Below are 25,667 nucleotides of genomic sequence, written 5' to 3' on the forward strand. Positions count from 1 at the left end.
CGCGCCGGGCGCGGGTGACGCCCGGCGGGGGGGGTGTGGGGCCCCCCCCCCCCCCCCACCCCCCCCCCCACCGGCTTTTGTGGTGGGGGGTCTGGGGCGGAGCCCCAGTTACGGGAAGGGGCGGGGTGGGGGAAAGCAAAGAGGCCCGAGCCGTAGCCCGGGCCCCTCGCTGGGACGGTTACGCCTTGCGGAGGCGGAACGTCAGGGACAGACCCTCGTCCTCGAACGGGGTGCCGAAGGTGTCGTCCGCCGGGGTGGTCGTGAACGTCGTCGCCAGGACCTCGTCCGCGATCAGGCCCGCATGCTCCGTCAGGGCCTGGGTCGTGGACGGGTCCGTGCAGGACCAGCTCACCGCGATGCGGTCCGCGACGTCCAGGCCGCTGTTCTTGCGCGCCTCCTGGATCAGGCGGATCGCGTCACGCGCCAGGCCCGCGAGCCGCAGCTCCGGAGTGATCTCCAGGTCCAGCGCGACCGTCGCGCCCGAGTCGGACGCCACCGACCAGCCCTCGCGCGGGGTCTCCGTGATGATGACCTCCTCCGGGGAGAGGGTGATCGTCTCGCCGTCCACGGAGACGGTCGCGTTGCCCTCGCGCAGGGCCAGCGAGAGCGCGGCGGCGTCCGCCTCGGCGACCGCCTTAGCGACCGCCTGGACGCCCTTGCCGAAGCGCTTGCCCAGCGCGCGGAAGTTCGCCTTGGCCGTGGTGTCGACCAGCGAGCCGCCGACCTCGGAGAGTGAGGCGAGGGACGAGACGTTCAGCTCCTCCGTGATCTGCGCGTGCAGCTCGGGGGAGAGGGACTCGAAGCCCGCCGCCGCGACCAGCGCCCGGGACAGCGGCTGACGCGTCTTGACCCCGGACTCCGCGCGGGTGGCGCGGCCCAGCTCCACCAGGCGGCGGACCAGCGCCATCTGGGAGGAGAGGGTGGGGTCGATGGCGTCCAGATCGGCCGCCGGCCAGGTCGACAGATGAACCGACTCCGGGGCGTCCGGCGTCACCGGGACGATCAGGTCCTGCCAGACCCGCTCCGTGATGAAGGGGGTGAGCGGGGCCATGAGACGCGTCACAGTCTCGACGACGTCGTGCAGCGTACGCAGCGCGGCGGCGTCGCCCTGCCAGAAGCGGCGGCGCGAGCGGCGTACGTACCAGTTGGACAGGTCGTCGACGAAGGCCGACAGGAGCTTTCCGGCACGCTGAGTGTCGTACGCCTCCAGCGCCTGGGTCGTCTGGTCCACCAGCGCGCCGAGCTCGCTCAGCAGCCAGCGGTCCAGGACCGTGCGCTCCGCCGGTGCCGGATCCGCCGCGGACGGCGCCCAGTTGGACGTGCGCGCGTACAGGGCCTGGAAGGCCACCGTGTTCCAGTACGTGAGCAGGGTCTTGCGCACGACCTCCTGGATCGTGCCGTGGCCCACCCTGCGCGCGGCCCACGGGGAGCCGCCGGCCGCCATGAACCAGCGGACCGCGTCCGCGCCGTGCTGATCCATCAGCGGGATCGGCTGCAGGATGTTCCCCAGGTGCTTGGACATCTTGCGGCCGTCCTCGGCGAGGATGTGGCCCAGGCAGACGACGTTCTCGTAACTGGACTTGTCGAAGACGAGCGTGCCGACGGCCATCAGTGTGTAGAACCAGCCGCGCGTCTGGTCGATGGCCTCCGAGATGAACTGCGCCGGGTAGCGCTTCTCGAAGAGCTCCTTGTTCTTGTACGGATAGCCCCACTGCGCGAAGGGCATCGAACCCGAGTCGTACCAGGCGTCGATGACCTCCGGGACGCGCGTGGCCGTCTGCCGGCAGGTCGGGCAGGGGAACGTCACATCGTCGATGTACGGACGGTGCGGGTCCAGCGCCGACTGGTCGGTGCCGGTCAGCTCCGTCAGCTCGGCGCGCGAGCCGACGCAGGTGAGGTGGTTGTCCTCGCAGCGCCAGATCGGCAGCGGCGTGCCCCAGTAGCGGTTACGGGAGAGCGCCCAGTCGATGTTGTTGTTCAGCCAGTCGCCGTAGCGGCCCTGCTTGACCGAGTCCGGGATCCAGTTGGTGTTCTCGTTCTCCTCGAGGAGACGGTCCTTGATGGCGGTGGTGCGGATGTACCAGGACGGCTGCGCGTAGTAGAGCAGCGCGGTGTGGCAGCGCCAGCAGTGCGGGTAGCTGTGCTCGTACGGAACGTGCCTGAACAGCAGGCCACGGGCCTGGAGATCGGGCACGAGCGTCTCGTCGGCCTTTTTGAAGAACACGCCGCCGACCAGCCGGACGTCCTCCTCGAAGGTGCCGTCGGGGCGGACCGGGTTCACGACCGGCAGGCCGTAAGCGCGGCAGACCTTGAGGTCGTCCTCACCGAAGGCGGGGGACTGGTGGACCAGACCGGTGCCGTCCTCGGTCGTCACGTACTCGGCGTTGACGACGTAGTGGGCCGGGGCGGGGAACTCCACCAGCTCGAAGGGGCGGTCGTACGTCCAGCGCTCCATCTCCGCGCCCGTGAAGGACTGGCCGGTGGTCTCCCAGCCTTCGCCGAGGGCCTTCTCGAGAAGCGGCTGCGCGACGACGAGCTTCTCCTCGCCGTTCGTCGCGACGACGTACGTGACGTCGGGGTGTGCGGCGACCGCCGTGTTGGAGACCAGGGTCCAGGGGGTCGTGGTCCACACCAGGAGGGCCGCTTCGCCGGCCAGCGGGCCGCTCGTCAGCGGGAAGCGGACGAAGACGGACGGGTCCACGACCGTCTCGTACCCCTGAGCCAGCTCGTGGTCCGAGAGGCCGGTGCCGCAGCGCGGGCACCAGGGGGCGACACGGTGGTCCTGGACCAGCAGGCCCTTGTTGAAGATCTCCTTCAGCGACCACCAGACCGACTCGATGTAGGACGGGTCCATGGTGCGGTAGGCGTCGTCGAGGTCGGTCCAGTAACCCATGCGGGTCGTCAGCTCGGCGAACGCGTCCGTGTGACGGGTCACGGACTCACGGCACTTGGCGTTGAACTCCGCGATGCCGTACGCCTCGATGTCCTTCTTGCCGGAGAAGCCGAGCTCCTTCTCGACGGCGAGCTCGACCGGCAGACCGTGGCAGTCCCAGCCGGCCTTGCGGGCGACGTGATAGCCGCGCATCGTGCGGAAGCGCGGAAAGACGTCCTTGAAGACGCGGGCCTCGATGTGGTGCGCTCCGGGCATGCCGTTCGCGGTCGGCGGGCCCTCGTAGAACACCCACTCGGGGCGGCCCTCGGACTGCGCGAGGCTCTTGGCGAAAACCTTGCTCTCGCGCCAGAAGTCGAGCACGGCGTGCTCGAGCGCGGGCAGGTCGACCTGGGCGGGCACCTGGTTGTACTGGGGTGGCGTCATCGGCGAGCTCCTCCAACGGACAATGTCTGTTCCGTCGGAGGGACGAGAGCGCGTGCTCCCGCGGTACCACCCTCCTTGGCCCGCCGGCCGTGACCGGTGAGCCCCCTCATTGGGGTCGCGATGCCGGGTCTACTCGCCCGCGGTCGTCCCGTGGGCTTTCTTCCGGCGGCTCAGGGGTGATGCTTCACCTCGCGCTCGCCCCCGGGCTCTCACCGTCCCCGGGTCGCTCATGGCTGCGTACGAAGCTACTCGTCCCCATCCACGCCTTTCGCTTCGCCCAGTGTACGGGCCCGTACGGAGGGCGGCCGACCGGTTTACGCCGGACCGGGCGCGGCCCGCCCCCGGGGTGCGCGAATGACCCGAATGGCCATACCGCCCCGGCGGAGTCCGGCTCCGCCCCAGTGGCGGATTACCGGGCGGGGAGCTGGGCACAACCGATGCAGGTTCGCCTTGTCGCAGGCCGGGGCGGGCCCATGCGGCGGCGTGCCCCGTTTGCCGCGGGGCTGGTGTCGATTTATCGTCCCAGCACCGACTCGCGAGCAAGATCACAATATGTGAAGGGGCCGCGGCCATGGTGGCGAAGAAGCCCGCCGAGAAGACGGCGTCCGCAAAATCCAGCGCCGCAGACGCGGCGGCCAAGGATGCGAGCGGCAAGAAGGGCACCGTCGCGAAGAGGGCCGCGGCGAAGAGGACCGGCAAGCAGACATCGGCGGCGACGGCGACGCTGAGGAAGGTGTCGGCGGGTAAGGCCCCCGCGGACGAGGCTCCCGCCAAGCCTTCAGGGGCCAGGAGGGCACCGCCCCGGAAGGACTCCACGGACAAGGCTCCCGCCAAGACATCAGGGGGCAGAAAGGCACCGCCCCGGAAGGCGGCTGCGAGGAAGGCTCCCGCCGACAAGGCTCCCGCCAAGAAGGCACCGCCCAAGAAGGCACCGCCCAAGAAGGCACCGCCCAAGAAGGCACCGCCCAAGAGAGCGGCTGCCGAGAAGGCACCGCCCAAGAGAGCGGCTGCCGAGAAGGCACCGCTCAAGAAAGCGGCTGCCGAGAAGGCACCGCCCAAGAGAGCGGCTGCCAAGAAAGCCACCCCGAAGAAGGCCACCCCGAAGAAGGCCACTGCGACGAAGAAGGCGACCCCCACGAACACGACCGCGACAAAGACGACGACCGTGCAGACGACCGCGAGGAAGGCCGTGGCCACGAAGGCCACGGCCAAGAAAGCCGCGAAGAAGGCGCCGGCGAAGAAGACCCCGAAGGACGCGACCACCAAGAAGGCGACCCCCACGAAAACCGCCGCGAAGAAGGCGACCGCCAAGGACGCCACCGCCAAGGACGCGACCGCCAAGAAGGCCACGGTCGTGGAGGAGACTGCCGTGCCGTCGGCCCAGGCGCCGCCGGTGAAGAAGGCACCTGCCAGGAAAGCCGTGGCCAAGAAGGCCGCGAAGAAGGCCGCAGTCGCGGCCAAGGGGGCGGCTGCGGCCGCGGAGCAGACAGGAGCCAGGACGGTGGGAGCAAAGAAGACCGCGGGTGTGGCATCGACAGCCGGCGACAGCGCGGTGGCGGTGCCCCCGACGCCTGCAGTGGCCGCGACGCCGCCCGGAGAGCTCGCCGTACGGCCCGGCGAGGACCCATGGACGGCGGATGAGGTCGCCGAAGCGCGCGCCGGACTGGAGAGCGAGGTGGTCCGCCTGACGAACGAGATCAGCTCCTCGGAAGAGGCGCTGGTCGGTCTGATGCGCGACTCCGGGGACGGCGCGGGCGACGACGACGCCGACACCGGGACCAAGAACATCACGCGCGAGCACGAGATGGCCCTCGCCGCCAATGCGCGCGAGATGCTGGAACAGACCGAGCGCGCGCTGGTCCGGCTCGACGCCGGGACGTACGGGCTCTGCGAGATTTGCGGCAAGCCGATCGGAAAGGCCCGTATGCAGGCTTTCCCGCGCGCCACACTGTGCGTGGAGGACAAGCAGAAGCAGGAACGCCGAGGCTGAGTCCGTACGTGTGTGCCGTACCCTCGTGCTCAGTCAGGCACCTAGGTTGAGGGACTCACGTGGCAGAGGCGGAGCGCATCATCGGTACGTCGGATTCAGTGGGCGCCGACGAGGCTGCGGCGCCCGCCGAGCAGCCCAAGGGCAAGCGGCGGATCGCCGTGCTGTTCGCTGTTGCGCTCGTCGCCTACCTGCTCGACCTCGGCAGCAAGATGCTCGTGGTGGCCAAGCTGGAGCATCACGAGCCGATCGAGATCATCGGTGATCTGCTGAAGTTCGAGGCGGTACGGAACGCGGGCGCGGCGTTCGGCATCGGCGAGGCCTTCACCGTGATCTTCACCTGCATCGCGGCGGTGGTGATCGTCGTGATCGCCCGCCTCGCGCGCAAGCTCTACAGCCTGCCGTGGGCACTCGCCCTCGGTCTGCTTCTCGGCGGTGCGCTCGGCAACCTCACCGACCGGATCTTCCGGGCACCCGGGGTCTTCGAGGGAGCAGTCGTCGACTTCATCGCGCCCGCGCACTTCGCGGTCTTCAACCTCGCCGACTCCGCGATCGTCTGCGGCGGGATCCTGATTGTGATCCTGTCGTTCAAGGGGCTGGACCCTGACGGGACTGTCCACAAGGACTGACAAGGCATACTCGACGGGTGAGTACAGTTCCCGAGATCCGCACCCTGCCCGTACCCGACGGCCTTGAGGGCGAGCGCGTAGACGCCGCCATCTCACGGATGTTCGGGTTCTCCCGTACGAAGGCGGCCGAGCTGGCAATCGGCGGGAAGGTGCAGGTCGACGGCTCGGTCGTCGGAAAGTCCGAACGTGTGCACGGCGGTGCGTGGCTCGAGGTCGAGATGCCGCAGGCGCCCGCGCCGGTGCAGATCGTGGCCGAGCCGGTCGAGGGCATGGAGATCGTGCACGACGACGACGACATCGTCGTGATCGCCAAGCCGGTCGGCGTGGCCGCGCATCCGAGTCCCGGCTGGAGCGGCACGACCGTGATCGGCGGTCTGGCGGCCGCGGGGTACCGGATCTCGACGTCCGGCGCGGCGGAGCGGCAGGGGATCGTGCACCGGCTGGACGTCGGCACCTCCGGGCTGATGGTCGTCGCCAAGTCGGAGCGGGCGTACACCCTGCTGAAGGCGCAGTTCCGCGACCGGATCGTGGACAAGCGGTATCACGCGCTGGTCCAGGGGCACCCGGATCCGTTGAGCGGGACGATCGACGCGCCGATCGGGCGGCACCCGAACCACGACTACAAGTGGGCGGTGACGGCGGAGGGCAAGCCGTCGGTCACGCACTACGACCTGATCGAGGCGTTCCGGGCGGCGTCGCTGCTGGACATCAAGCTGGAGACGGGGCGTACGCACCAGATCCGCGTGCACATGGCTGCCCACCGGCACCCGTGCGTGGGCGACCTGACGTACGGCGCGGACCCGACGATGGCGAAGCGGCTCGGGCTGACCAGGCAGTGGCTGCACGCGGTGCGGCTGGGCTTCGAGCATCCGTCGGACGGGCAGTGGGTGGAGTTCGAGAGCGCGTACCCGGAGGATCTGCAGTCGGCGCTGGACACGATAGGGGCGGAGAGCGCGTGAGTTCCTTCGTCGTGAGGGCCGCCGTCGGCCCGGCCGACCGGGAGGCGTGCTTCGCGGTCAGGAAGGAAGTCTTCGTCGTCGAGCAGCAGGTGCCGGCGGAGATCGAGTACGACGAGTTCGACGCGGAGAACGCGGACACGGTGCACGTACTGGCGGTCGGCGCGGACGGGCAGCCGCTGGGCACGGGACGGCTGCTGCATGGCGACGCCGCGGCGGACAAGACGGGCGGCGACCCGTCGGTGGGCTCCCTGGGCCGCCTCGCGGTGAGCAAGGCGGCGCGGGGGCTCGGCGTGGGCGTGGCGCTGGTACGGGCGATCGAGAAGGCGGCGCGGGAGCGTGGGCTGGCCGCGGTGGACCTGCATGCGCAGACGCAGGCGCTGGGGTTCTACGAGCGGCTGGGGTACGTGGCGTACGGGGCGGAGTTCCTGGACGCGGGAATCGGGCACACGGCGATGCGGCGGGCGCTCTAGCGGGGGACGGGGTTTCCCCGCGCGGCCGGCCCTCAGTACGGCCCGACGCCTCAGTACGGCCGGTCCCTCAGTACGGCCCGACGCCTCAGTACGGCAAGCCCACCTCGTCCACTCGCCGTTGCCGTGACGTCCCGCGGTGGGCCCGGCTGGCCGCCCTCCGCCCTCAGAGAAGTTGGCCACAGGGGATGTCGGGGTGATTGGGGTTATTTGCGTGGCAGGCTTGAAGTCTTGATCGTTGAGGTTTCGAGCCGCCGGAGGACACACCGTGGACCAATTGGCGCTGCTGTTCTTGCTGTTGCTCGGGGCCGTGGTGACAGTGCCGCTGGGGGAGCGGCTCCGGCTGCCCGCGCCCGTGCTGATGACGGTGGCCGGGATCGTCCTCGCGTTCTTGCCCTTCGTGCCGAACGTCGAGGTGCCGCCGGACCTCATCCTGCCGCTGTTGCTGCCACCGCTGCTGTACGCGGCCGTACAGCGCACCTCCTGGCGGCAGTTCACGGCCAACATCCGGCCGATCCTGCTGCTCGCGGTCGCGCTGGTGTTCATCACGATGGCCGCGGTGGCGGCCGTCGCCCACGCGATCGTGCCCGGGCTGCCACTCGCCGCGGCGTTTGCGCTCGGCGCGCTGGTGGCGCCGCCCGATCCGGTCGCGGCGACCGCGGTCGCCGGGTCGCTCGGGCTGCCGCGGCGGCTGATCTCCATCCTTGAGGGGGAGGGGCTGTTCAACGACGTCACGGCGATCGTGCTGTACCACGTGGCCATCGCGGCGGCGGTGAGCGGGACGTTCTCGTGGCCGGGCGCGGTGGGGGATTTCGCGCTGTCGGGCGTGGTGGCCCTCGCGGTCGGGCTCGCGCTCGGCTGGCTCTCCAACAAGCTGATGGGTCTGCTCGGCGATGCGACGCTGCAGATCGGCCTGTCGCTGATGGTGCCGTTCGTCAGCTATGTGATGGCGGAGGAGCTGAAGGGATCGGGCGTGCTCGCCGTCCTGATCACCGCGCTCTTCCTCGCCGAGCACACCGCCGACGCGGACGATGTGATGGGACGGCTGGCCGGGAACACGTTCTGGCAGGTCGTCGACACTCTGGTGACCGGGGTCGCGTTCGGCCTCATCGGCCTCGAACTGCACAACGTCTTCGGCACGGCGCACGGGCGCGAGATACAGCTTCTGGGCTGGAGCGCCGCGATCATCGTGGTCGTCGTGGCCGTAAGGCTGCTGTGGCTGATGCCTGCGACCTGGATCGCCAAGCGACTGCACAGACTGCGGGACTACGACGAGGAGATCCCCGTGAGCTGGCGGGAGACCGTCATCATGTGGTGGGCGGGGATGCGGGGCGTGGCATCGGTCGCGCTGGCCCTCGCCATTCCGCTGAAAACGGACAGCGGGGCGCCCTTTCCGGGCCGGGACGAGATCATCTTCATCGCGTTCGCGGTCATCCTGGCGACACTTGTGCTGCAGGGACTGAGCCTGCCGTGGCTGGTGCGGCGACTCGGCGTGCGGGCGGACACGGACGCGGACCGCGAGCTGGAACGGAAGCTCGCGGTCCGCGCGGCGAAGGCGGCGAAGCACCGGCTCAGGGAGATCGAGGAGGTGGAGGACCTGTCGGAGGACATCAGCGAACGGCTGCTGCGCAGGGCGTACGACATCGGGACGAGGATCAGCCCGGACATCGTCGACGACGAGCGGCGGGAGTGGTTCGCGAAGCGGGCGGACCGGCTCAGGACGGTGCAGCGGATCCAGCGGGAGATGCTGTCGGCCGCCCGCCACGAGGTCCTGTCGGCCCGCAACGAGCCGGGCGCGGACCCGGAGGTGGTGGACAGGGTGCTTCGGCATCTGGACGTACGCAGCTTGCGGTGAGGGGGTGTTGGGCGTCAGCCCCTGCCCGTGCGGGGATGGGCGCCGCCCTCGTGGCCCTCACCGTCCGGGGACGGCACATGCGCGTCCGGAGCCGACCGTGGGGCCCTTGGCCACGCGCCGCCCGGGGGCAGCGCCGCCGGGGACGTCGCCACGCGTGGCAGCGCGTACGGATGCTTCTCGTGCAGCCAGGCGATCATCTGCTCTCGCACCGTGCACCGCGCCGTCCAGACGTCGTCCGCGTCCTTCGCCGTCACAACCGCCCGCACCTGCATCGTGTTCGGCGTGGTGTCCGTGACCGCCAGACTCCAGTCCCGGCCGTCCCAGGCCGCGCACTCCCGCAGGATGTCGTGGAGCTTCTCGCGCATCAGGCCCACCGGCGCCGAGTGATCCAGGTGGAAGAAGACCGTCCCGGTCATCTGCGCTCCGCCGCGCGACCAGTTCTCGAACGGCTTGCTGGTGAAGTACGACACAGGCATGGTGATGCGCCGCTCGTCCCACGTCCGCACCGCGAGGAACGTCAGCGTGACCTCCTCGACCGTGCCCCACTCCCCGTCCACCACCACCGTGTCGCCGATCCGCACCATGTCGCCGAACGCGATCTGGAAGCCCGCGAAGAGATTCCCGAGCGTGGACTGCGCCGCGACACCCGCGACGATGCCGATGATGCCCGCGGAGGCCAGCATCGACGCGCCGACCTTCTCCATGCCCGGGAAGGTCAGCAGCATCGCGGCCACCGCCACCACCACGACCAGCGCCGTGACGATCCGCATGATCAGCGTCACTTGCGTGCGCACCCGCCGTACCCGGGCCGGATCGCGGGTCGAGGAGGCGTAACGGGCGTACGACGACTCCACCGCGGCAGAGACGATCCGTACCACCAGCCAGGCTCCCGCGCTGATCAGCACCAGCGACAGGACCTGGCCGACAGCCGCCTCGTGGTCCTTCAGCGGCTGCCACTTCGTCTCGCGGTAGGTCCCTCTCAGCAGCGCGGTGAGCAGGACGACCTGGAACGGCAGCCGGCAGCGGCGCAGCAGCCCCCACAGCGGGGTCTCGGGGTGACGGGCGTCCACCCGGCGCAGCAGCAGGTCGACGACCCAGCCGAGCAGCAGCGTGAGCACGAGAGAGCCGCCGACCACGGTCAACGGGCGCAGTACGTTGTCCATAAACTCCGACGCTAACGGGAACTGGCAGGATGGCCGAATGAACATCGTGCTTTTCCATTCGGTCTACGGTCTGCGTCCGGCAGTGCACGCCGCAGCCGATCGGCTGCGCGCCGCCGGGCACCAGGTTCGCGTGCCCGACCTCTTCGACGGCCAAACCGCCGAGACCGTGGAGGAAGGCATGGAGCTTAAGGAGAAGACCGGCAAGGAGGAGCTGCTGCGCCGGGCGGTCCTCGCCGCCGCGCCGTACTCCGAGGAGGGTCTGGTGTACGCGGGCTTCTCGCTCGGCGGTTCGATCGCGCAGAACCTCGCGCTGGGCGACGAGAAGGCGCGCGGGCTGCTGCTCATGCACGGTACGTCCGACATCGCGGAGGGTGCGAGTGCGGACGACCTGCCCGTACAGCTGCATGTCGCGGACCCGGACCCCTTCGAGTCGCACGACTGGCTGAACGCCTGGTATCTGCAGATGCAGCGGGCCGGCGCGGATGTGGAGATCTACCGATACCGGGGCGCCGGGCACCTGTACACCGACCCCGATCTGCCCGACTACGACGAGGCCGCGGCGGAGCAGACGTGGCGGACCGCGCTGGGCTTCCTCGAAACGCTGTAGCCAGGGCCGACGAGAACAAAGGCCCCGCGCGGTACGCGTCTCCGCGTTCGTCCGCGCGAGGCCCACTGGCCTTACGGGTGCTCCGGCCCCGCGTCAGCGCACCGGCTGGCTGACCCGCTCGACGCGCTGCGTACCGGACAGCGTCCGGTAGGAGCGGGCCCACTTCGTGGTGGCGTCCTGCTTCGTCCTGTCGGACAGGACGTAGTAGTCCATCTGCGAGCGCTCGGCGGTGACGTCGAGGACGCCATAGCCGTGGTTGTCCATGTCCAGCCACTTCACATGGCGGTTGGCCGCCTTGACGGCCGCGGAGGCGATCAGCGAGACCGTGCCCGGCGCGACATGGAGGATGTCGTCCAGATTGTCGGAGGTCACGGACGTCACCACGAACTCGGTCGCGGCGGACTGCGACAGCGGATACGTCGCCGCCTTGACCGGCACGTCGTTCGCCCAGGCCATGTGGATGTCGCCGGTGAGGAAGACGGTGTTCTTGATCCCGCGGTCCGTCAGGTGCTTCAGTAGCTCCTTGCGGTCGTCCGTGTAGCCGTCCCACTGGTCGACGTTGACCGCGAGGCCCTCCTTGGGCAGTCCCAGCAACTCCGCGATCGGCGCCAGCAGATGGGCCGGTACGGACCCGAACGCGACCGGCGAGATCATCACCGAGGTGCCGACCAGCTTCCACGCGGCGTCCGAACCGGCGAGCCCGGCCTTCAGCCAGTCCAGCTGCGCGCGGCCGGTGAGCGTACGGTCCGGGTCGTCCACGTCGCCGTTGCCGATGGTCGACTGCTGCGAGCGGAAGGACCGCAGGTCCAGCAGATGCAGATCGGCGAGCTTGCCGAAGCGCAGCCGGCGGTAGACGGTGCCCTCGGTCGACGCGCGTACGGGCATCCACTCGAAGTAGGCCTGGCGCGCGGCGGCGGCGCGCGCGGCCCACTCGCCCTCGGCGCCCGGCGTGTGGTTCTCCGCGCCGCCCGACCAGGTGTCGTTCGCGAACTCGTGGTCGTCCCAGATCGCGATCACCGGGTGGGCGGCGTGCAGCGCCTGCAGATCGGCGTCCGTCTTGTACGTGGCGTGACGGGTGCGGTAGTCCGCGAGCGTGGTGATCTCGTGCTTCGGCGAGTGCTGGCGTATGACGTACTGCTCGGCCGGGTAGCCGCCGGTCGCGTACTCGTAGACGTAGTCGCCGAGATGGAGGACCGCGTCCAGGTCGGCGCGGGCTGCCAGATGCCGGTACGCGGAGAAGTAGCCCGCCTCCCAGTTGGCGCAGGAGACAACACCGAAGCGGACACCGGGCGTTGCGGCATCGGTGGCCGGGGTGGTGCGGGTGCGGCCGACGGGAGAGACGCTCGAGCCGACGGTGAACCGGAAGTAATAGGCGGTGGCCTGGCGCAGGCCCCTTACGTCCACCTTGACGGTGTGATCGGAGGCTGCCTTCGACGTCGTGGCGCCGCGGGCGGCGACCCGGGTGAAGGCCTTGTCCTCGGCGACCTCCCAACTCACCGCGGTGTCGGGGCCCTTGCCCGAGCCCGGCACGGCATCGGGGGTGGGGGTGATACGCGTCCAGAGCAGTACACCGTCGGACAGCGGGTCGCCGGAGGCTACTCCGTGCAGGAAGGCCGGGGCCTCCTGGGCGGAGGCGGCGTTGGCGGAGGTGGCGACCGCGATGGCGGGCGCGGCGACGACAGCGGTGGCGGCAGCGGCCTTGACGACCGTGCGGCGGCTGGGAGTTGAGGGAAGTCGACTGGTCACGGCCGATCAGACTACTGACCGGTAAGCCGAATGGGCGAGCGAACAGGGAAAGTTCGCCCGCCCATCGGAAGCGGTCAACCGGCGCGTTGCCTCCCGGTCGGTCGGTAACTCGGGTGAAACCAGCCGTAATCGGATGTAATCGGCCTTTGGTGACCTCGGCCTTTGGTGACCTCGGCCTTTGGTGACCTCGGCCTTTGGTGACCTCGGCCTTTGGTGGCCTCGGCCTTTGGTGACCTCAGCCCTTGATGGCCTTGTCGACCGCGGCGTTGAACTGCTCCACCGTCATGGGTGGGTTGTCGGTACCGTCCGCGGTGACCTTCTTGCCGTCCATCCTGAGCGACGGCGTGCCGGTGACCCCACTGTCGTCGAAGGCCGCGGACATCTTCATGGCCCAGGCGTCGAAAGTGCCGTCCTCGACGTTCTTCTTGAACTCGGCGTTGCTCTTGAGCGCCGTCACCGAGTCGGCAACCTCCAGCAGGTACGAGTCCTTGGCGAACTTGTCGTCGCTCTCCTCGGGGTGGTACTTCGCCGAGTAGAGGGCGGCCTTGTACTCCATGAAAGCCTCGGGACCGACATTGAGGGCCGCGCCCAGCGCGGACAGAGCGTTCTTCGAGCCCTCGCCCTGGGTGGCGTTGTCGATGAAGGTCGCGCCGACGTACTTGATCTTGTACTTACCGGCGTCGAGGTCCTTCTTCACCGTCGCGCCGACCGTCTGCTCGAAGGTCGCGCAGACCGGGCAGCGCGAGTCCTCGTAGAGCTCCAGCGTCTTCTTCGCGGCCGGCTTGCCTATGACGACCGTCGTGCCGTTCTCGCCCTCGGTGTTCTTCGGCGCGGCGACGTTCTTCTCGTCCTTCACCGACTCCCAGTGACTCGGCTTGTTGGCCTGCATCACGGCGTACCCGATGCCGCCCGCGATCGCGAGCACCACGACCGTCGAGCCTATGACGACCAGCTGACGCCGGGTCTTGTCCTTCTTGGCCTGGCGCTCACGCTCCTGGCGCAGCCGCTCGCGGGCCGCCGCCTTGTTGGCCTGGCTGTTACGTGCACTCATGCTGATTCGCTCCGTGTGATGCCGTATCGAGAGATACGGAAAAGATCGGGGGATTGCTGAAGAGGGGGACTGCGGGCTCAGGCGAAGACTGCGGCCGAGCGCGGCGGTCCCCGCCGTCCGACGGAGTGCACCAGCAGACGAGTGCGGGAGACGCCGGGGCGGCGCGGCGCGGGACGCGTTCCGCGGCGTACGGGCCGGTGCGCCGTACCCGCCGCGGTGACCGCCAGCAGCAGCGGCCGGAACGCGAAGGCGCCCACCGCCCGCACAAGGCCGGACAGCGCGGACTCGCCGTGCCGCAGCCAGGCCGCGGCCAGCAGCCCCACCGACACATGGGCGGCGAGCAGCAGCCACGGCAGGGCGGCGGGGTCGGTGGAGTGCAGCAGGGCGGCTGCGCCGCGGTCGGCGACCGCCACCGCGGGCAGCTGGGCGCCGACGCTCCCGCCGCACAGCACATCGAGGCCGACCGCGCGCAGCGAACCGGCGACCGGGCCGCCGCCGGGGCCGTAACAGACGTCCTGGCCGGTGGTGAAGACGGTGTCCGCGGCCAGTTCCAGCGGGACGAGCAGACTCGCGATCCGCCAGTAGCCGCGCTCCCGGCCCGACAGGGCGTACGCGACGGCGAAGACGCCGGCCGAAAGACCCGCGACGGTGGTCAGCGGCAGCGGGGCCTGGGAGAGCAGCACATGGGAGGCGGCGGACAGCGTCACGACCAGTGCCGTGAAGATCGCTGCCCGCACCCCCCTGAGCTGCATTCCTGATATGTCCATCACCCGGGAGTCTCCCATGGGGCCGGGTAAGCGGCTCCTAAGGATCCGGCCTCACGAGGGTGGAGCCCGGTGATCGAAGCTCAGAGACCCGGGATCCGGCCGTTGCGGAACAGGTCGACGAAGATCTGGTGGTCAGCCCGCGCCCGCACGCCGTAGCTGTGCGCGAACTCCACCAGGAGCTCGCCGAACCCGCCCTCGTCGGCCGCGATCGCCGCGTCGATGGCCCGCTCCGTCGAGAACGGCACCAGCGAGTGGCCGCTCTCGTCGTCCGCCGCGCCGTGCATCGTGGCCGTCGCCCTGCCCAGGTCGGCGACGACCGCCGCGATCTCCTCCAGGTCGTCGATGTCGCCCCAGTCCAGATCCACCGCGTACGGCGACACCTCGGCGACCAGCTGACCCGATCCGTCCAGCTCGGTCCAGCCCAGCCACGGGTCGGCGTGGTCCTGGAGCGCGCGCTGCGAGATCACCGTGCGGTGGCCCTCGTGCTGGAAGTACTCCCGCACGGCCGCGTCGTCGATATGCCGGGAGACCGCGGGGGTCTGGGCCTGCTTCATATAGATCACGACATCGTTCTCGAGGGCGTCGCTGTTGCCTTCGAGCAGGATGTTGTACGAGGGCAGGCCGGCCGAGCCGATGCCGACGCCGCGACGGCCGACGACGTCCTTGACGCGGTAGGAGTCGGGCCGGGTCAGGCTGGACTCGGGCAGCGTCTCCAGATAGCCGTCGAAGGCCGCGAGCACCTTGTAGCGGGTGGCCGCGTCCAGCTCGATCGAGCCGCCGCCGGGTGCGAACCGGCGCTCGAAGTCGCGGATCTCGGTCATCGAGTCGAGCAGGGAGAACCGGGTCAGCGAGCGGGCGTCACGCAGCACGTCGAGCAGCGGGCCCTCTGCGGTGTCCAGCGTGAAGGGCGGCACCTCGTCGTTCTTCGCGCCGGCGGCCAGGGCGTGGATGCGCTCGCGGTAGGCGGCGGCGTAGATCAGCACCAGCTCGGTGATCTGCTCGTCGCTGAGCGCCTTGGTGTAGCCGATCAGCGCCAGCGATGCGGCCAGCCGCTTGAGGTCCCAGGTGAAGGGGCCGACGTACGCCTCGTCGAAGTCGTTGACGTTGAAGATCAGGCGGCCGTTGGCGTCCATGTAGGTGCCGAAGTTCTCGGCGTGCAGATCGCCGTGGATCCACACCCGGCCGGTGCGCTCGTCGAGGTACGGGCCGCCGTGCCGCTCCCGCCCCAGGTCGTTGTAGAACAGGCAGGCGGTGCCCCGGTAGAACGCGAACGCCGAGGCGGCCATTTTCCGGAACTTGACCCGGAAGGCGGCGGGGTCGGCGGCCAGCAGCTGGCCGAAGGCGGTGTCGAAGACGGCGAGGATCTCCTCACCGCGTTCTTCAGCTGTGGCCTCGGCGGATCGCGGTACCGACATCGCTGGGTGCCTCCTGGTGCATGACAAATAGGACGAGGGATTCCGTCTCGCCGGTCGAGCGGAGCGAGAGCGGAATCCAAAGGTGCAACGCTCGAAGGTACTCGGGAGTGCCCGCCGACTGTCAGTGCCAACACGTAGACTTCCAGGCTGTCCACCCAGACTGCCCGCAGCCTGTCATCCACCGTTCTCCGGAGGCCTGAAGCCGTGACCAAGCCGCCTTTCACGCACCTTCACGTCCACACCCAGTACTCCCTGCTGGACGGTGCTGCGCGGCTCAAGGACATGTTCAATGCCTGCAACGAAATGGGCATGACGCACATCGCCATGACCGACCATGGCAACCTCCACGGCGCGTACGACTTCTTCCATCAGGCCAAGAAGGCCGGTGTGACGCCGATCATCGGCATCGAGGCGTATGTCGCTCCGGAGTCCCGGCGGAACAAGCGGAAGATCCAGTGGGGCCAGCCGCACCAGAAGCGGGACGACGTCTCCGGTTCGGGTGGTTACACCCACAAGACGATCTGGGCGGCCAACAGGACCGGTCTGCACAACCTCTTCCGGCTCTCCTCCGACGCGTACGCCGAGGGCTGGCTGCAGAAGTGGCCGCGTATGGACAAGGAGACCATCGCCCAGTGGTCGGAGGGGCTCATCGCCTCCACCGGCTGCCCCTCGGGCGAACTCCAGACCCGGCTGCGTCTCGGCCAGTTCGACGAGGCTCTCAAGGCCGCCTCCGAGTACCAGGACATCTTCGGCAAGGACAAGTATTTCCTGGAGCTGATGGACCACGGCATCGAGATCGAGCGCCGGGTCCGCGACGGCCTGCTGGAGATCGGCAAGAAGCTCGGCATCCCGCCCCTCGTCACCAATGACTCGCACTACACCTACGCCGACGAGGCCGGCGCGCACGACGCGCTGCTGTGCATCCAGACCGGCAAGAACCTCTCGGACCCCGACCGCTTCCGCTTCGACGGCACCGGCTACTACCTGAAGTCCACGGACGAGATGTACGCCGTGGACTCCTCGGACGCCTGGCAGAAGGGCTGCGCCAACACCCTTCTGGTGGCCGAGCAGATCGATACCGAGGGCTGGTTCCAGGAGCGGAACCTGATGCCGAAGTTCGAGGTGCCCGAGGGCTACACCGAGGTGACCTGGTTCCGCGAGGAGACCATGCGCGGCATGGCCCGGCGCTACCCGGGGGGCATCCCGGACGACCGGCTCAAGCAGGTCGAGTACGAGATGGGCATCATCATCGACATGGGCTTCCCGGGGTACTTCCTCGTGGTGGCCGACTTCATCATGTGGGCCAAGAACAACGGAATCGCGGTGGGCCCCGGCCGGGGCTCCGCGGCCGGCTCGATCGTCGCGTACGCCATGGGCATCACCGACCTCGACCCGATCGAGCACGGACTGATCTTCGAGCGCTTCCTCAACCCCGAGCGCATCTCCATGCCCGATGTCGACATCGACTTCGACGAGCGCCGGCGCGGTGAGGTGATCAGGTACGTCACCGAGAAGTACGGCGCCGACAAGGTCGCCATGATCGGCACGTACGGCAAGATCAAGGCGAAGAACGCCATCAAGGACTCCGCGCGGGTGCTCGGCTACCCGTACGCGATGGGTGACCGGCTCACCAAGGCGATGCCCGCCGACGTCCTCGGCAAGGGCATCGACCTCAACGGCATCACCGACCCGAAGCACCCCCGCTACAGCGAGGCGGGCGAGATCCGGGGGATGTACGAGAACGAACCGGACGTGAAGAAGGTCATCGACACCGCCAAGGGCGTCGAGGGACTGGTCCGGCAGATGGGTGTGCACGCCGCCGGCGTGATCATGTCCAGCGAGACCATCACCGACCATGTGCCTGTGTGGGTCAGGCACACCGACGGCGTCACCATCACGCAGTGGGACTACCCGAGCTGTGAGTCGCTCGGCCTGCTGAAGATGGACTTCCTGGGCCTGCGAAACCTCACCATCATGGACGACGCCGTCAAGATGGTGAAGGCGAACAAGGACGTCGAGCTGGACCTGCTCTCGATCCCGCTGGACGACCCCACGACGTACGAACTGCTCTGCCGCGGCGACACGCTCGGTGTCTTCCAGTTCGACGGCGGCCCGATGCGTTCGCTGCTGCGGCTGATGAAGCCCGACAACTTCGAGGACATTTCCGCCGTCTCTGCCCTGTACCGGCCGGGTCCGATGGGCATGAACTCGCACACGAACTACGCGCTCCGTAAGAACGGCCAGCAGGAGATCACACCGATCCACCCGGAGCTGGAGGAGCCTCTCAAGGAGGTCCTCGGCGTCACCTACGGCCTGATCGTGTACCAGGAGCAGGTGCAGAAGGCCGCCCAGATCATCGCCGGGTACTCCCTCGGCGAGGCCGACATCCTCCGTCGCGTGATGGGCAAGAAGAAGCCCGAGGAGCTGGCGAAGAACTTCGTCCTCTTCCAGGAAGGCGCCCGCAAGAACAACTACTCGGATCAGGCGGTCCAGGCACTGTGGGATGTGCTGGTCCCCTTCGCCGGATACGCGTTCAACAAGGCGCACTCGTCGGCGTACGGCCTGGTGACCTACTGGACCGCGTATCTCAAGGCGAACTACCCGGCCGAATACATGGCCGCGCTGCTGACGTCCGTGAAGGACGACAAGGACAAGTCCGCGGTCTATCTGAACGAATGCCGCCGCATGGGCATCAAGGTGCTGCCGCCCAATGTGAACGAGTCGCAGTCGAACTTCGCCGCGCAGGGCGACGATGTGATCCTCTTCGGCCTCTCCGCCGTGCGGAACGTCGGCACGAACGTCGTGGACTCGATCATCCGCTCCCGCAAGTCCAAGGGGAAGTACATCTCCTTCCCGGACTTTCTCGACAAGGTCGAGGCCGTCGTCTGCAACAAGCGGACCGTCGAATCGCTCATCAAGGCCGGCGCCTTCGACGAGATGGGCCACACCCGCAAGGGCCTGGTCGCCCACCACGAGCCGATGATCGACAACGTGGTGGCGGTCAAGCGCAAGGAGGCCGAGGGACAGTTCGACCTGTTCGGCGGGATGGGCGACGAGGAGAGCGACGAGCCGGGCTTCGGGCTCGACGTCGAGTTCTCCGACATCGAGTGGGACAAGTCGTATCTGCTCGCGCAGGAGCGCGAGATGCTCGGCCTCTATGTCTCCGACCACCCGCTGTTCGGCATCGAGCATGTCCTGAGCGACAAGTCGGACGCCGCCATCTCCCAGCTCACCGGAGGCGAGCACGCCGACGGCGCGGTCGTCACCATCGGCGGAATCATCTCCGGCCTGCAGCGCAAGATGACCAAGCAGGGCAACGCCTGGGCGATCGCGACGGTCGAGGACCTGGCGGGTTCCATCGAGTGCATGTTCTTCCCGGCGACCTATCAGCTGGTGTCCACGCAGCTCGTCGAGGACACCGTGGTCTTCGTGAAGGGACGGCTCGACAAGCGCGAGGACATCCCGCGGCTTGTCGCCATGGAGCTGATGGTCCCGGACCTCTCGTCGGCCGGCACGAACGCGCCGGTGATCGTCACCATCCCGACGGTGAAGGTGACGCCGCCGATGATCAGCAGGCTCGGTGAGATCCTCAGCCACCACAAGGGCAACACCGAGGTACGGATCAAGCTCCAGGGCCCCCGCAAGACCACGGTGCTCCGGCTCGACCGGCACCGCGTGCAGCCGGACCCGGCGCTCTTCGGCGATCTGAAGGTGCTGCTCGGCCCGTCCTGCCTGGCCGGCTAGCGCCGATACGCACATACGCGTCAAGGGGCGCGCCCGTCGTCACGGGCGCGCCCCTTTCGTCTTTTCAGTGCCGCGATCAGTTGTGGCCGAAGCGCCGCTGGTGCTTACGGGCAACGTCCGCCGGGCTGCCCTGAGCCTGGGACTGGGGCTGCGCGTGGGACTCGTACGCGGTGGACTTGGCCTGCTCGCTGCCGCGCTCCGCGGGCGACGAGCGGTCCTGTTGACCACTCTGCTTGCGGTTCTTGTTCTTGGCCATGGTGATGCCTCCTGTGGGGATTCTCGGGGCCAGGGCCGCTGTCAGAGTCACATACGGGATGAAGCGCCGCATTTTGGATCATTGCGGTGTGTAAAGGGCGCTTGTCGCGCCTCGGGCCGGGTTCCGCCACGCCGATGATCGAGTTCCGGCCGTTAACCCTCCCGTGGTCGGGCAGACTCGAAGGAAACCCGGAACAATCCCCGATCCGGACCCTTCCCCGATCCCCAAGTTCCCGAAAGAGGGTGGAACGCGTGGACCGCTGCGTTGTCCTGGTGGACGCCGGATATCTGCTGGGCGCCGCCGCGAGTCTTCTCGCCGGGGAACCGGCGCGTTCCCGCATCACCGTCGACCACGCCGCCCTCATCCAAGGCCTGCGCGAACTCGCCGAGGCCGATACGGAGCGCCCGCTGCTGCGTATCTACTGGTTCGACGGCGCCCCCGATCGCGTACCGCAGCCGGAGCACCGGCGGCTGCGCGTCATGCCGCGGGTGACGGTCCGGCTGGGCGCACTGACCCGCAGCGACGGCCGCTGGGCGCAGAAGGGCGTGGATGCGGCCATGCACGCCGAACTCACCGAGCTGGCCAGAAATCGCGCCTGCTCCGACGTGGTGCTGGTGACCGGCGACGGAGATCTGCTGCCCGGTCTGATGTCCGCCAAGGAGCACGGCGTCGCCGTCCACCTCTGGGCCGTGCAGGCCGCGGACGGCGACTACAACCAGTCCGAGGACCTGGTCGCCGAGGCCGACGAGCGACGGGTGCTCGACCGGGCCTGGATCACCCGGGCCGTACGGGCCAAGGAACTCACCGGCATCTGCGCCCCGCAGCCGGCGCCCGGCCCCGAGATCGCCGCGATCCTCTCCGCGCCGCTGCCGGAGTCGGCGCTCGCCGCCTCCCAGGAGCGCGCCGCCGATGCCGTACGGAACGGCTCGCAGCCGGCCCCCACAGAGAACGGCGCCGAGCCGGTCCCCGCCCCCGCCGCGTCCAAGGGCGTTCCCACCCCCAAGGACCTGGCGGGTCTGCGCGCCCCCGGCCAGCACCCCGCGCCGCATCCGACGAGCGCCACCCTGCGCTGGTCCTCCGACAAGGGCTGGGTCGAACGGGCCGGCGGCGGGGCGCTCGGTGAGCCGCCCGAGACCGCGTCCCTGCCGACGCTCGCCCAACTCACCAGCGCCGAGCAGCGCTGGGCCGACCGCGAGGAGGACATCACCACGGTCGGCGGCGACCCCTTCGAGGTCGGCCAGGTCTTCGCCCGGCGCTGGATGGAACGGCTGCCGGAGGCGGGCCATGTGCAGAAGCTGTCCACCATGTACCCGCGGATCCCGCACCGCATCGACGGCGAACTGCTGCGGTACGCCGCGCGCTTCGGGCTCCTCGCGCACAAGGACGACCAGATCGACGAGCACGACCGCTATGCCATCCGGGCCGGATTCTGGCGCGAGATCGACGTGCGGGCGGCCGCGGAACACGCCCCCGCGGGGGAGTAGTACCGCCGACCCCTTAGGCTCGTCCCTTGTGAGTACGGTGTGCGTGGTGCGGGAGCTGGTCAAGACGTACCCCGCCGCGCGCGGCCGCCGAGGCACCCCCGGGACGCCCGAGGTGCGTGCCACTGACAGGATTTCGCTGGTGGTCCGGCGTGGCGAGATTTTCGGCCTGCTCGGGCCCAACGGCGCCGGCAAGTCCACCCTCGTACGACAGCTCACCGGGCTGATGCGCCCGGACGCCGGCAGCGTCGAGGTGCTGGGCCACGATCTCGTACACCACCCGGAGCGGGCCGCCCGGCTCATCGGCTACCTCGGGCAGGAGTCCACCGCGCTCGACGAGCTGACCGTCGCGCTGGCCGCAGAGACGACCGGGCGGCTGCGCGGCCTTTCCCTGCGGGACGCGCGGGCCGAGCGGGACGCCGTACTGGAGGAGCTCGGGCTGACCGGGCTCGCCGCGCGCCCCCTGAAGAAACTCTCCGGCGGACAGCGGCGGCTGGCCTGCTTCGCGGCGACGCTCGTGGGCGAGCGGCCGGTCCTGGTACTGGACGAGCCGACCACCGGCATGGATCCCGTCGCGCGGCGCGCGGTGTGGGCCGCGGTCGACCGGCGGCGGGCGGAGAACGGGGCGACCGTCATCCTCGTCACCCACAACGTCATCGAGGCCGAGACCGTCCTGGACCGGGTCGCCGTGCTGGAGCGGGGTCGCGTCATCGCCTGCGACACCCCGGCCGGGCTCAAGGACCGGGTCGCCGGCGAGGTGCGGGTCGAGCTGGTGTGGCGGGAGCGGGCGCCGCTGGACGTGCCAGAGGTCGCCGCGCTGCGCGGGTCCGCGCAGGAGCACGGGCGCCGTTGGGTGCTCAGGCTCGCGCCCGACGAGGCGCGGGCGGCTGTCGCGGCGGTGACGGGCGGCGCGGCGTTCGCGGCGCTCGACGACTTCACGCTGGCCACGCCGAGCCTGGAGGACGTGTACTTGGCGCTCGGCGGGAACGCGACGAAGGGGCTGGTCAAGGCGTGAGCATCGGTCAAGGCGTGAGCATCGTGCCCGCGGAGGCGGTGTCCGGGCGGATCGGGGTGGAGAAGAGCGCCGTGGCCGCGGTCGCCGCGCCGCTCGCGCCACGGGCGCGGCTGCTGCCCGCGCTCGGCGCCGTGTACCGCGCTCAGCTGTCGCGGGCGCGGGTCGCCCGGATCCCGCTGCTCTTCGTGGCGACCTTCCAGTCGATCGGGATCATGGTCCTGATGCGGGGGGTCGTCGACGGGGGCGCGGAGGCGCGGGCCGTCGTCGCCGGGTCGAGCGTCCTCGTCGTCGCGTTCGTCGCGCTCAATCTCCTCTCGCAGTACTTCGGGCAGCTGCGGGCCAGCGGTGGTCTCGACCACTACGCCACGCTGCCGGTGCCGCCCGCTGCGGTGGTGCTCGGTGCGGCCGGTGCGTACGCCTCCTTCACCGTGCCCGGCACGGTCGTCACCGCCGTCGTCGGCAGCGTCCTCTTCCAGCTGCCGCTGACGCATCTATGGGTGCTCGCCGCGGTCATTCCGCTGTCCGGCGCCGCCCTCGCCGGTTTCGGCGCGGCGCTGGGGCTGCTCGCGCCGCGCCAGGAACTGGCCACGCTGTTCGGGCAGTTGGGCATGTCAGCGGCTCTGCTGCTCGGTGTGCTGCCGGCCGACAGGCTGCCCGGGCCGGTTTCGTACGCCCGTGATCTGCTGCCCTCCACGTATGGCGTCGAGGCTCTCGCACGGACCTTCGACGCGCGTCCGGACTGGGCGGTCGTCGGGCTGGACCTCGCGGTCTGCGCTTTGGTGGGTGTCGTCTCGCTGACGGTCGCGACGTGGGCATACCGGCGGGCGGCAGTCCGGTGAGGCAGCGTCCGGACCCGCCTGGCACGATGGCGGTGTGACCGCACCTCTGACTCCGCCTCACCAGCCTCCGCCGGACAACGACCCGTGGCACTCCCCGCCGACCGGGCACGGACCCTTGCACGCCAAGGGGGCGGAGGATGACCCGGACCTGAAGACGGACCTGCGGGACGCGGCCGTGGTGCTGGTGGCCGTGACCATTCTGGGCGTGGCGCTGGGGCTGCTGTGGCTGTGGCTGGCGCCACGGGTGCCGCTGATCTCGAACGGCAAGGCGGTCTTCCTCAAGGACACGGAGGGCGAGGAGGCGGTGGCCGCGGACGGAGTGTTCGTGCTGCTGGCACTCGCCTTCGGCGCGGTGAGCGCGGCGGCGGTCTTCTGGATCCGCAGGCGCGGGGGGATCGCCCTGGTGGTGGCGCTGGCGCTGGGCGGCCTGCTGGGATCGCTGCTGGCTTGGGGGATCGGGGTGTGGTTCGGCCCCACGCATGATGTGGTCGCGCATGCGAGGGCGGTCGGCGAGGGGGTGCCCTTCGACGCGTACCTGGAGCTGAGGGCGAAGGGTGCGGTGCTGGCGTGGCCGGTGGCGGCGATGGTGGTCCACCTGGCGCTGACGGCGCTGTTCGGCCCGCGGGATCCGGAGCCGGAGTGGGGGGCGGGGTACGGGGTGCCGGGGCCGGAGCAGCCGCCGGGACCGGCCTGACGCCTGCGGCGGGTTTGTTCCCCACCCCGCCCTCCCCCTACGGCCTGGAGGCCGTGGGAGGTACCCCCATCCCGTAACTGGGGCTCTGCCCCAGACCCCGTACGCCCTCCGGGCGTTGTCCTCATCTCCCCCTGACTTCGTCCGGGGGGGACCCCCAACGGGCTTAAGAGTTCCGCCCGTCCGGCGAGAACTCCAAGCCCGCCCGGCCGAAAACCAAGCCTCGCCGGCTGGAACCTCAGGTCGGCGCCGGGGCAATATCAAGCCCCGCCGGCGTTTGAGGAGCGGGGTCCGGGGCGGAGCCCCGAAAAGCAGCCGCCCGGGGCAATATCAAGCCCCGGAGCCCCGAAACAAGCCTCGCCGGCGTTTGAGGCGCGGGGTGCGGGGCGGAGCCCCGGGATCTGGCCGCCGCGGGCGTGGTCCTACGCGCGGCCGATCGGAGCCAGGACCGCTGAGGTGAGCGCGGCCAGGTCCGACGGGGAGAGTTCGACCTCCAGCCCGCGGCGGCCCGCCGAGACGCAGATCGTCGGGTGCTGGGACGCGGACGCGTCCAGGACCGTGCGGAGGGGTTTGCGCTGGCCAAGCGGCGAGATGCCGCCGCGGACATAGCCCGTCGTGCGTTCCGCCGCAGCCGGGTCGGCCATCGTCGCGCGTTTCGCGCCGACCGCCGAGGCCAGCGCCTTGAGGTCCAGCTGCCCCGCCACCGGGACGATGGCCACCGTCAGTTCGCCGTCGACGTCCGCGACGAGGGTCTTGAAGACCCGGTCGGGACAGACCCCGAGGGCCTGCGCGGCCTCCTCGCCGTACGAGGGCGACGCGGGGTCGTGGTCGTACGCGTGGACCGTGAAGTCCGTGCCCGCCGCGGTCAGGGCGACCGTCGCCGGCGTACCGCCGGGCTTCTTGGGCTTCTTCGGCACCGCAGCAGACTCCCGTCAGTTGGGGCTCGTCGGCGCCCGGGTCAGATCGACCGCGGGCAGCGAGGGCAGGTGGCGGATCACCGCGGTCTCCGAGCGCAGCAGGGTGAGTTCCTCACGCAGCCGGGACGCCGTGTCCGGGGCCTGCAGCAGCCGCTGCTTCGCGGGGGTGTCCAGCACCGCCGCCGCGGCGACCAGGTACGAGACCACCGACGGCTCGTCCGGCAGATCCGCAGCCGTGGACAGCGACCGCTCCCGCGCGCCCGCCAGCCGCTTCTGGTAGCTGCGGAAGGCACGGAGCACGCCCTCGGCGAGCGCCCCCGCGCCGTCCCCCGACTCCTCCGGGATCTCCTCCAGTTCGGCCGTCAGATACGGGCCGCTCGCGTCGACCGAGAGGAGCTTGACCCGGGTCGTGCCCGTCGCCAGCACCTCGAAGCTGCCGTCGTCGCGCTCGCGGATCGTCGCCGCGTCCGCGATGCAGCCCACCCGGTGGAAGGCCTGGATCGGGTCGTCGCCGAAGCCTGCTGCCGGGCCGCGCTCGGGCAGCGCGGTCGGGTCCGGCATGCCGGGCGCGGTGGGTGCCACCTCGCGGCCGTCGCGGATGGCGACCACCGCGAAACGGCGCGGCTCGGACTCGTCCGTCTTCAGCAGTTCGCGCATCATCGCGCGATAACGCTCCTCGAACACGTTCAAGGGCAGGACGAGGCCCGGGAACAGCACCGAGTTCAGCGGGAAGAGGGGGAGGCTTGCGGTCACAACGGTCAA

General features: G+C 69.8%; 20 protein-coding genes. 11 read left to right on the forward strand and 9 right to left on the reverse strand.

The window, feature by feature from the left end; translation table 11 throughout:
- Window positions 1-178: 178 nt before the first annotated feature.
- Window positions 179-3,316, reverse strand: coding sequence for an isoleucine--tRNA ligase (ileS, locus tag ACFYWY_RS30130; protein ID WP_389191884.1), 3,138 nt, complete (start codon window positions 3,314-3,316; stop codon window positions 179-181).
- Between the two features lie 571 nt (window positions 3,317-3,887).
- Here ileS and ACFYWY_RS30135 point away from each other — a divergent pair.
- The 5 genes from ACFYWY_RS30135 (at window position 3,888) to ACFYWY_RS30155 (ending at window position 9,213) form a co-directional block, all read left to right on the forward strand.
- The gene (locus tag ACFYWY_RS30135) at window positions 3,888-5,306 is read left to right on the forward strand and encodes a TraR/DksA family transcriptional regulator (protein WP_389191887.1); all 1,419 of its coding nucleotides are present in this window, start codon (window positions 3,888-3,890) and stop codon (window positions 5,304-5,306) included.
- 59 nt (window positions 5,307-5,365) lie between these two features.
- On the forward strand, window positions 5,366-5,932 hold the full coding sequence (gene lspA / locus ACFYWY_RS30140; protein WP_389191890.1) for a signal peptidase II: 567 nt from the start codon (window positions 5,366-5,368) through the stop codon (window positions 5,930-5,932).
- A 17-nt stretch (window positions 5,933-5,949) separates the two neighbouring features.
- Window positions 5,950-6,891 carry an RluA family pseudouridine synthase gene (locus tag ACFYWY_RS30145; protein WP_389191893.1) on the forward strand — a complete coding sequence of 314 codons (942 nt, stop codon included), beginning with the start codon at window positions 5,950-5,952 and terminating at the stop codon, window positions 6,889-6,891.
- A complete protein-coding gene (locus ACFYWY_RS30150; protein ID WP_389191896.1) occupies window positions 6,888-7,361 on the forward strand; it encodes a GNAT family N-acetyltransferase in 474 nt (157 codons plus the stop codon). The genes ACFYWY_RS30145 and ACFYWY_RS30150 overlap by 4 nt, the downstream gene beginning before the upstream one ends.
- A 265-nt stretch (window positions 7,362-7,626) precedes the next feature.
- Complete coding sequence (locus ACFYWY_RS30155; protein WP_389191899.1) at window positions 7,627-9,213, forward strand: Na+/H+ antiporter; 1,587 nt, start codon at window positions 7,627-7,629, stop codon at window positions 9,211-9,213.
- Between the two features lie 14 nt (window positions 9,214-9,227).
- Here ACFYWY_RS30155 and ACFYWY_RS30160 read toward each other — a convergent pair whose 3' ends face one another.
- Window positions 9,228-10,376 carry a mechanosensitive ion channel family protein gene (locus ACFYWY_RS30160; protein WP_389191902.1) on the reverse strand — a complete coding sequence of 383 codons (1,149 nt, stop codon included), beginning with the start codon at window positions 10,374-10,376 and terminating at the stop codon, window positions 9,228-9,230.
- Window positions 10,377-10,413: 37 nt separating this feature from the next.
- Here ACFYWY_RS30160 and ACFYWY_RS30165 point away from each other — a divergent pair, with 37 nt between their 5' ends.
- Window positions 10,414-10,983 carry a dienelactone hydrolase family protein gene (locus ACFYWY_RS30165; protein WP_389191904.1) on the forward strand — a complete coding sequence of 190 codons (570 nt, stop codon included), beginning with the start codon at window positions 10,414-10,416 and terminating at the stop codon, window positions 10,981-10,983.
- A 93-nt stretch (window positions 10,984-11,076) separates the two neighbouring features.
- Here ACFYWY_RS30165 and ACFYWY_RS30170 read toward each other — a convergent pair whose 3' ends face one another.
- The 4 genes from ACFYWY_RS30170 to ACFYWY_RS30185 form a co-directional block, all read right to left on the reverse strand.
- Window positions 11,077-12,729, reverse strand: a complete 1,653-nt coding sequence (locus ACFYWY_RS30170) for an alkaline phosphatase D family protein (RefSeq protein ID WP_389191907.1) — start codon at window positions 12,727-12,729, stop codon at window positions 11,077-11,079.
- Window positions 12,730-12,964: 235 nt separating this feature from the next.
- Complete coding sequence (locus tag ACFYWY_RS30175; RefSeq protein WP_389191910.1) at window positions 12,965-13,780, reverse strand: DsbA family protein; 816 nt, start codon at window positions 13,778-13,780, stop codon at window positions 12,965-12,967.
- A 77-nt stretch (window positions 13,781-13,857) separates the two neighbouring features.
- Window positions 13,858-14,547: a hypothetical protein gene (locus ACFYWY_RS30180; RefSeq protein ID WP_389191913.1), complete on the reverse strand. Its 690-nt coding sequence runs from the start codon at window positions 14,545-14,547 to the stop codon at window positions 13,858-13,860.
- Between the two features lie 80 nt (window positions 14,548-14,627).
- The gene (locus ACFYWY_RS30185; RefSeq protein ID WP_389191916.1) at window positions 14,628-15,962 is read right to left on the reverse strand and encodes a DUF2252 domain-containing protein; all 1,335 of its coding nucleotides are present in this window, start codon (window positions 15,960-15,962) and stop codon (window positions 14,628-14,630) included.
- 204 nt (window positions 15,963-16,166) lie between these two features.
- Between ACFYWY_RS30185 and dnaE the strand changes: the two genes are divergently transcribed.
- Window positions 16,167-19,706 (forward strand): DNA polymerase III subunit alpha, encoded by a 3,540-nt coding sequence (gene dnaE, locus ACFYWY_RS30190; RefSeq protein WP_389191919.1) that lies wholly within the window; start codon window positions 16,167-16,169, stop codon window positions 19,704-19,706.
- A gap of 76 nt (window positions 19,707-19,782) precedes the next feature.
- Here the strand turns inward: dnaE and ACFYWY_RS30195 are convergent, their stop codons facing one another.
- Window positions 19,783-19,962: a hypothetical protein gene (locus ACFYWY_RS30195; RefSeq protein WP_389191923.1), complete on the reverse strand. Its 180-nt coding sequence runs from the start codon at window positions 19,960-19,962 to the stop codon at window positions 19,783-19,785.
- A 242-nt stretch (window positions 19,963-20,204) separates the two neighbouring features.
- Here ACFYWY_RS30195 and ACFYWY_RS30200 point away from each other — a divergent pair, with 242 nt between their 5' ends.
- From ACFYWY_RS30200 to ACFYWY_RS30215, 4 genes are read left to right on the forward strand one after another with little or no spacing between them, the layout of a single operon-like run.
- The gene (locus ACFYWY_RS30200; RefSeq protein WP_389191926.1) at window positions 20,205-21,446 is read left to right on the forward strand and encodes an NYN domain-containing protein; all 1,242 of its coding nucleotides are present in this window, start codon (window positions 20,205-20,207) and stop codon (window positions 21,444-21,446) included.
- A gap of 37 nt (window positions 21,447-21,483) precedes the next feature.
- Entirely contained in the window at window positions 21,484-22,458 is a 975-nt protein-coding gene (locus tag ACFYWY_RS30205; RefSeq protein ID WP_389192108.1) for an ABC transporter ATP-binding protein, read from the forward strand.
- A gap of 14 nt (window positions 22,459-22,472) precedes the next feature.
- The gene (locus ACFYWY_RS30210) at window positions 22,473-23,297 is read left to right on the forward strand and encodes an ABC transporter permease (RefSeq protein ID WP_389192110.1); all 825 of its coding nucleotides are present in this window, start codon (window positions 22,473-22,475) and stop codon (window positions 23,295-23,297) included.
- 34 nt (window positions 23,298-23,331) lie between these two features.
- On the forward strand, window positions 23,332-23,991 hold the full coding sequence (locus ACFYWY_RS30215; RefSeq protein ID WP_389191929.1) for an ABC transporter permease: 660 nt from the start codon (window positions 23,332-23,334) through the stop codon (window positions 23,989-23,991).
- Window positions 23,992-24,410: 419 nt separating this feature from the next.
- Here ACFYWY_RS30215 and ybaK read toward each other — a convergent pair whose 3' ends face one another.
- The gene (gene ybaK, locus ACFYWY_RS30220) at window positions 24,411-24,905 is read right to left on the reverse strand and encodes a Cys-tRNA(Pro) deacylase (RefSeq protein WP_389191932.1); all 495 of its coding nucleotides are present in this window, start codon (window positions 24,903-24,905) and stop codon (window positions 24,411-24,413) included.
- A gap of 15 nt (window positions 24,906-24,920) precedes the next feature.
- Complete coding sequence (locus tag ACFYWY_RS30225) at window positions 24,921-25,667, reverse strand: LON peptidase substrate-binding domain-containing protein (RefSeq protein ID WP_389191935.1); 747 nt, start codon at window positions 25,665-25,667, stop codon at window positions 24,921-24,923.

The organism is Streptomyces sp. NPDC002870 (assembly GCF_042888505.1).
In the GTDB taxonomy this organism is placed as follows: Bacteria; Actinomycetota; Actinomycetes; order Streptomycetales; family Streptomycetaceae; genus Streptomyces.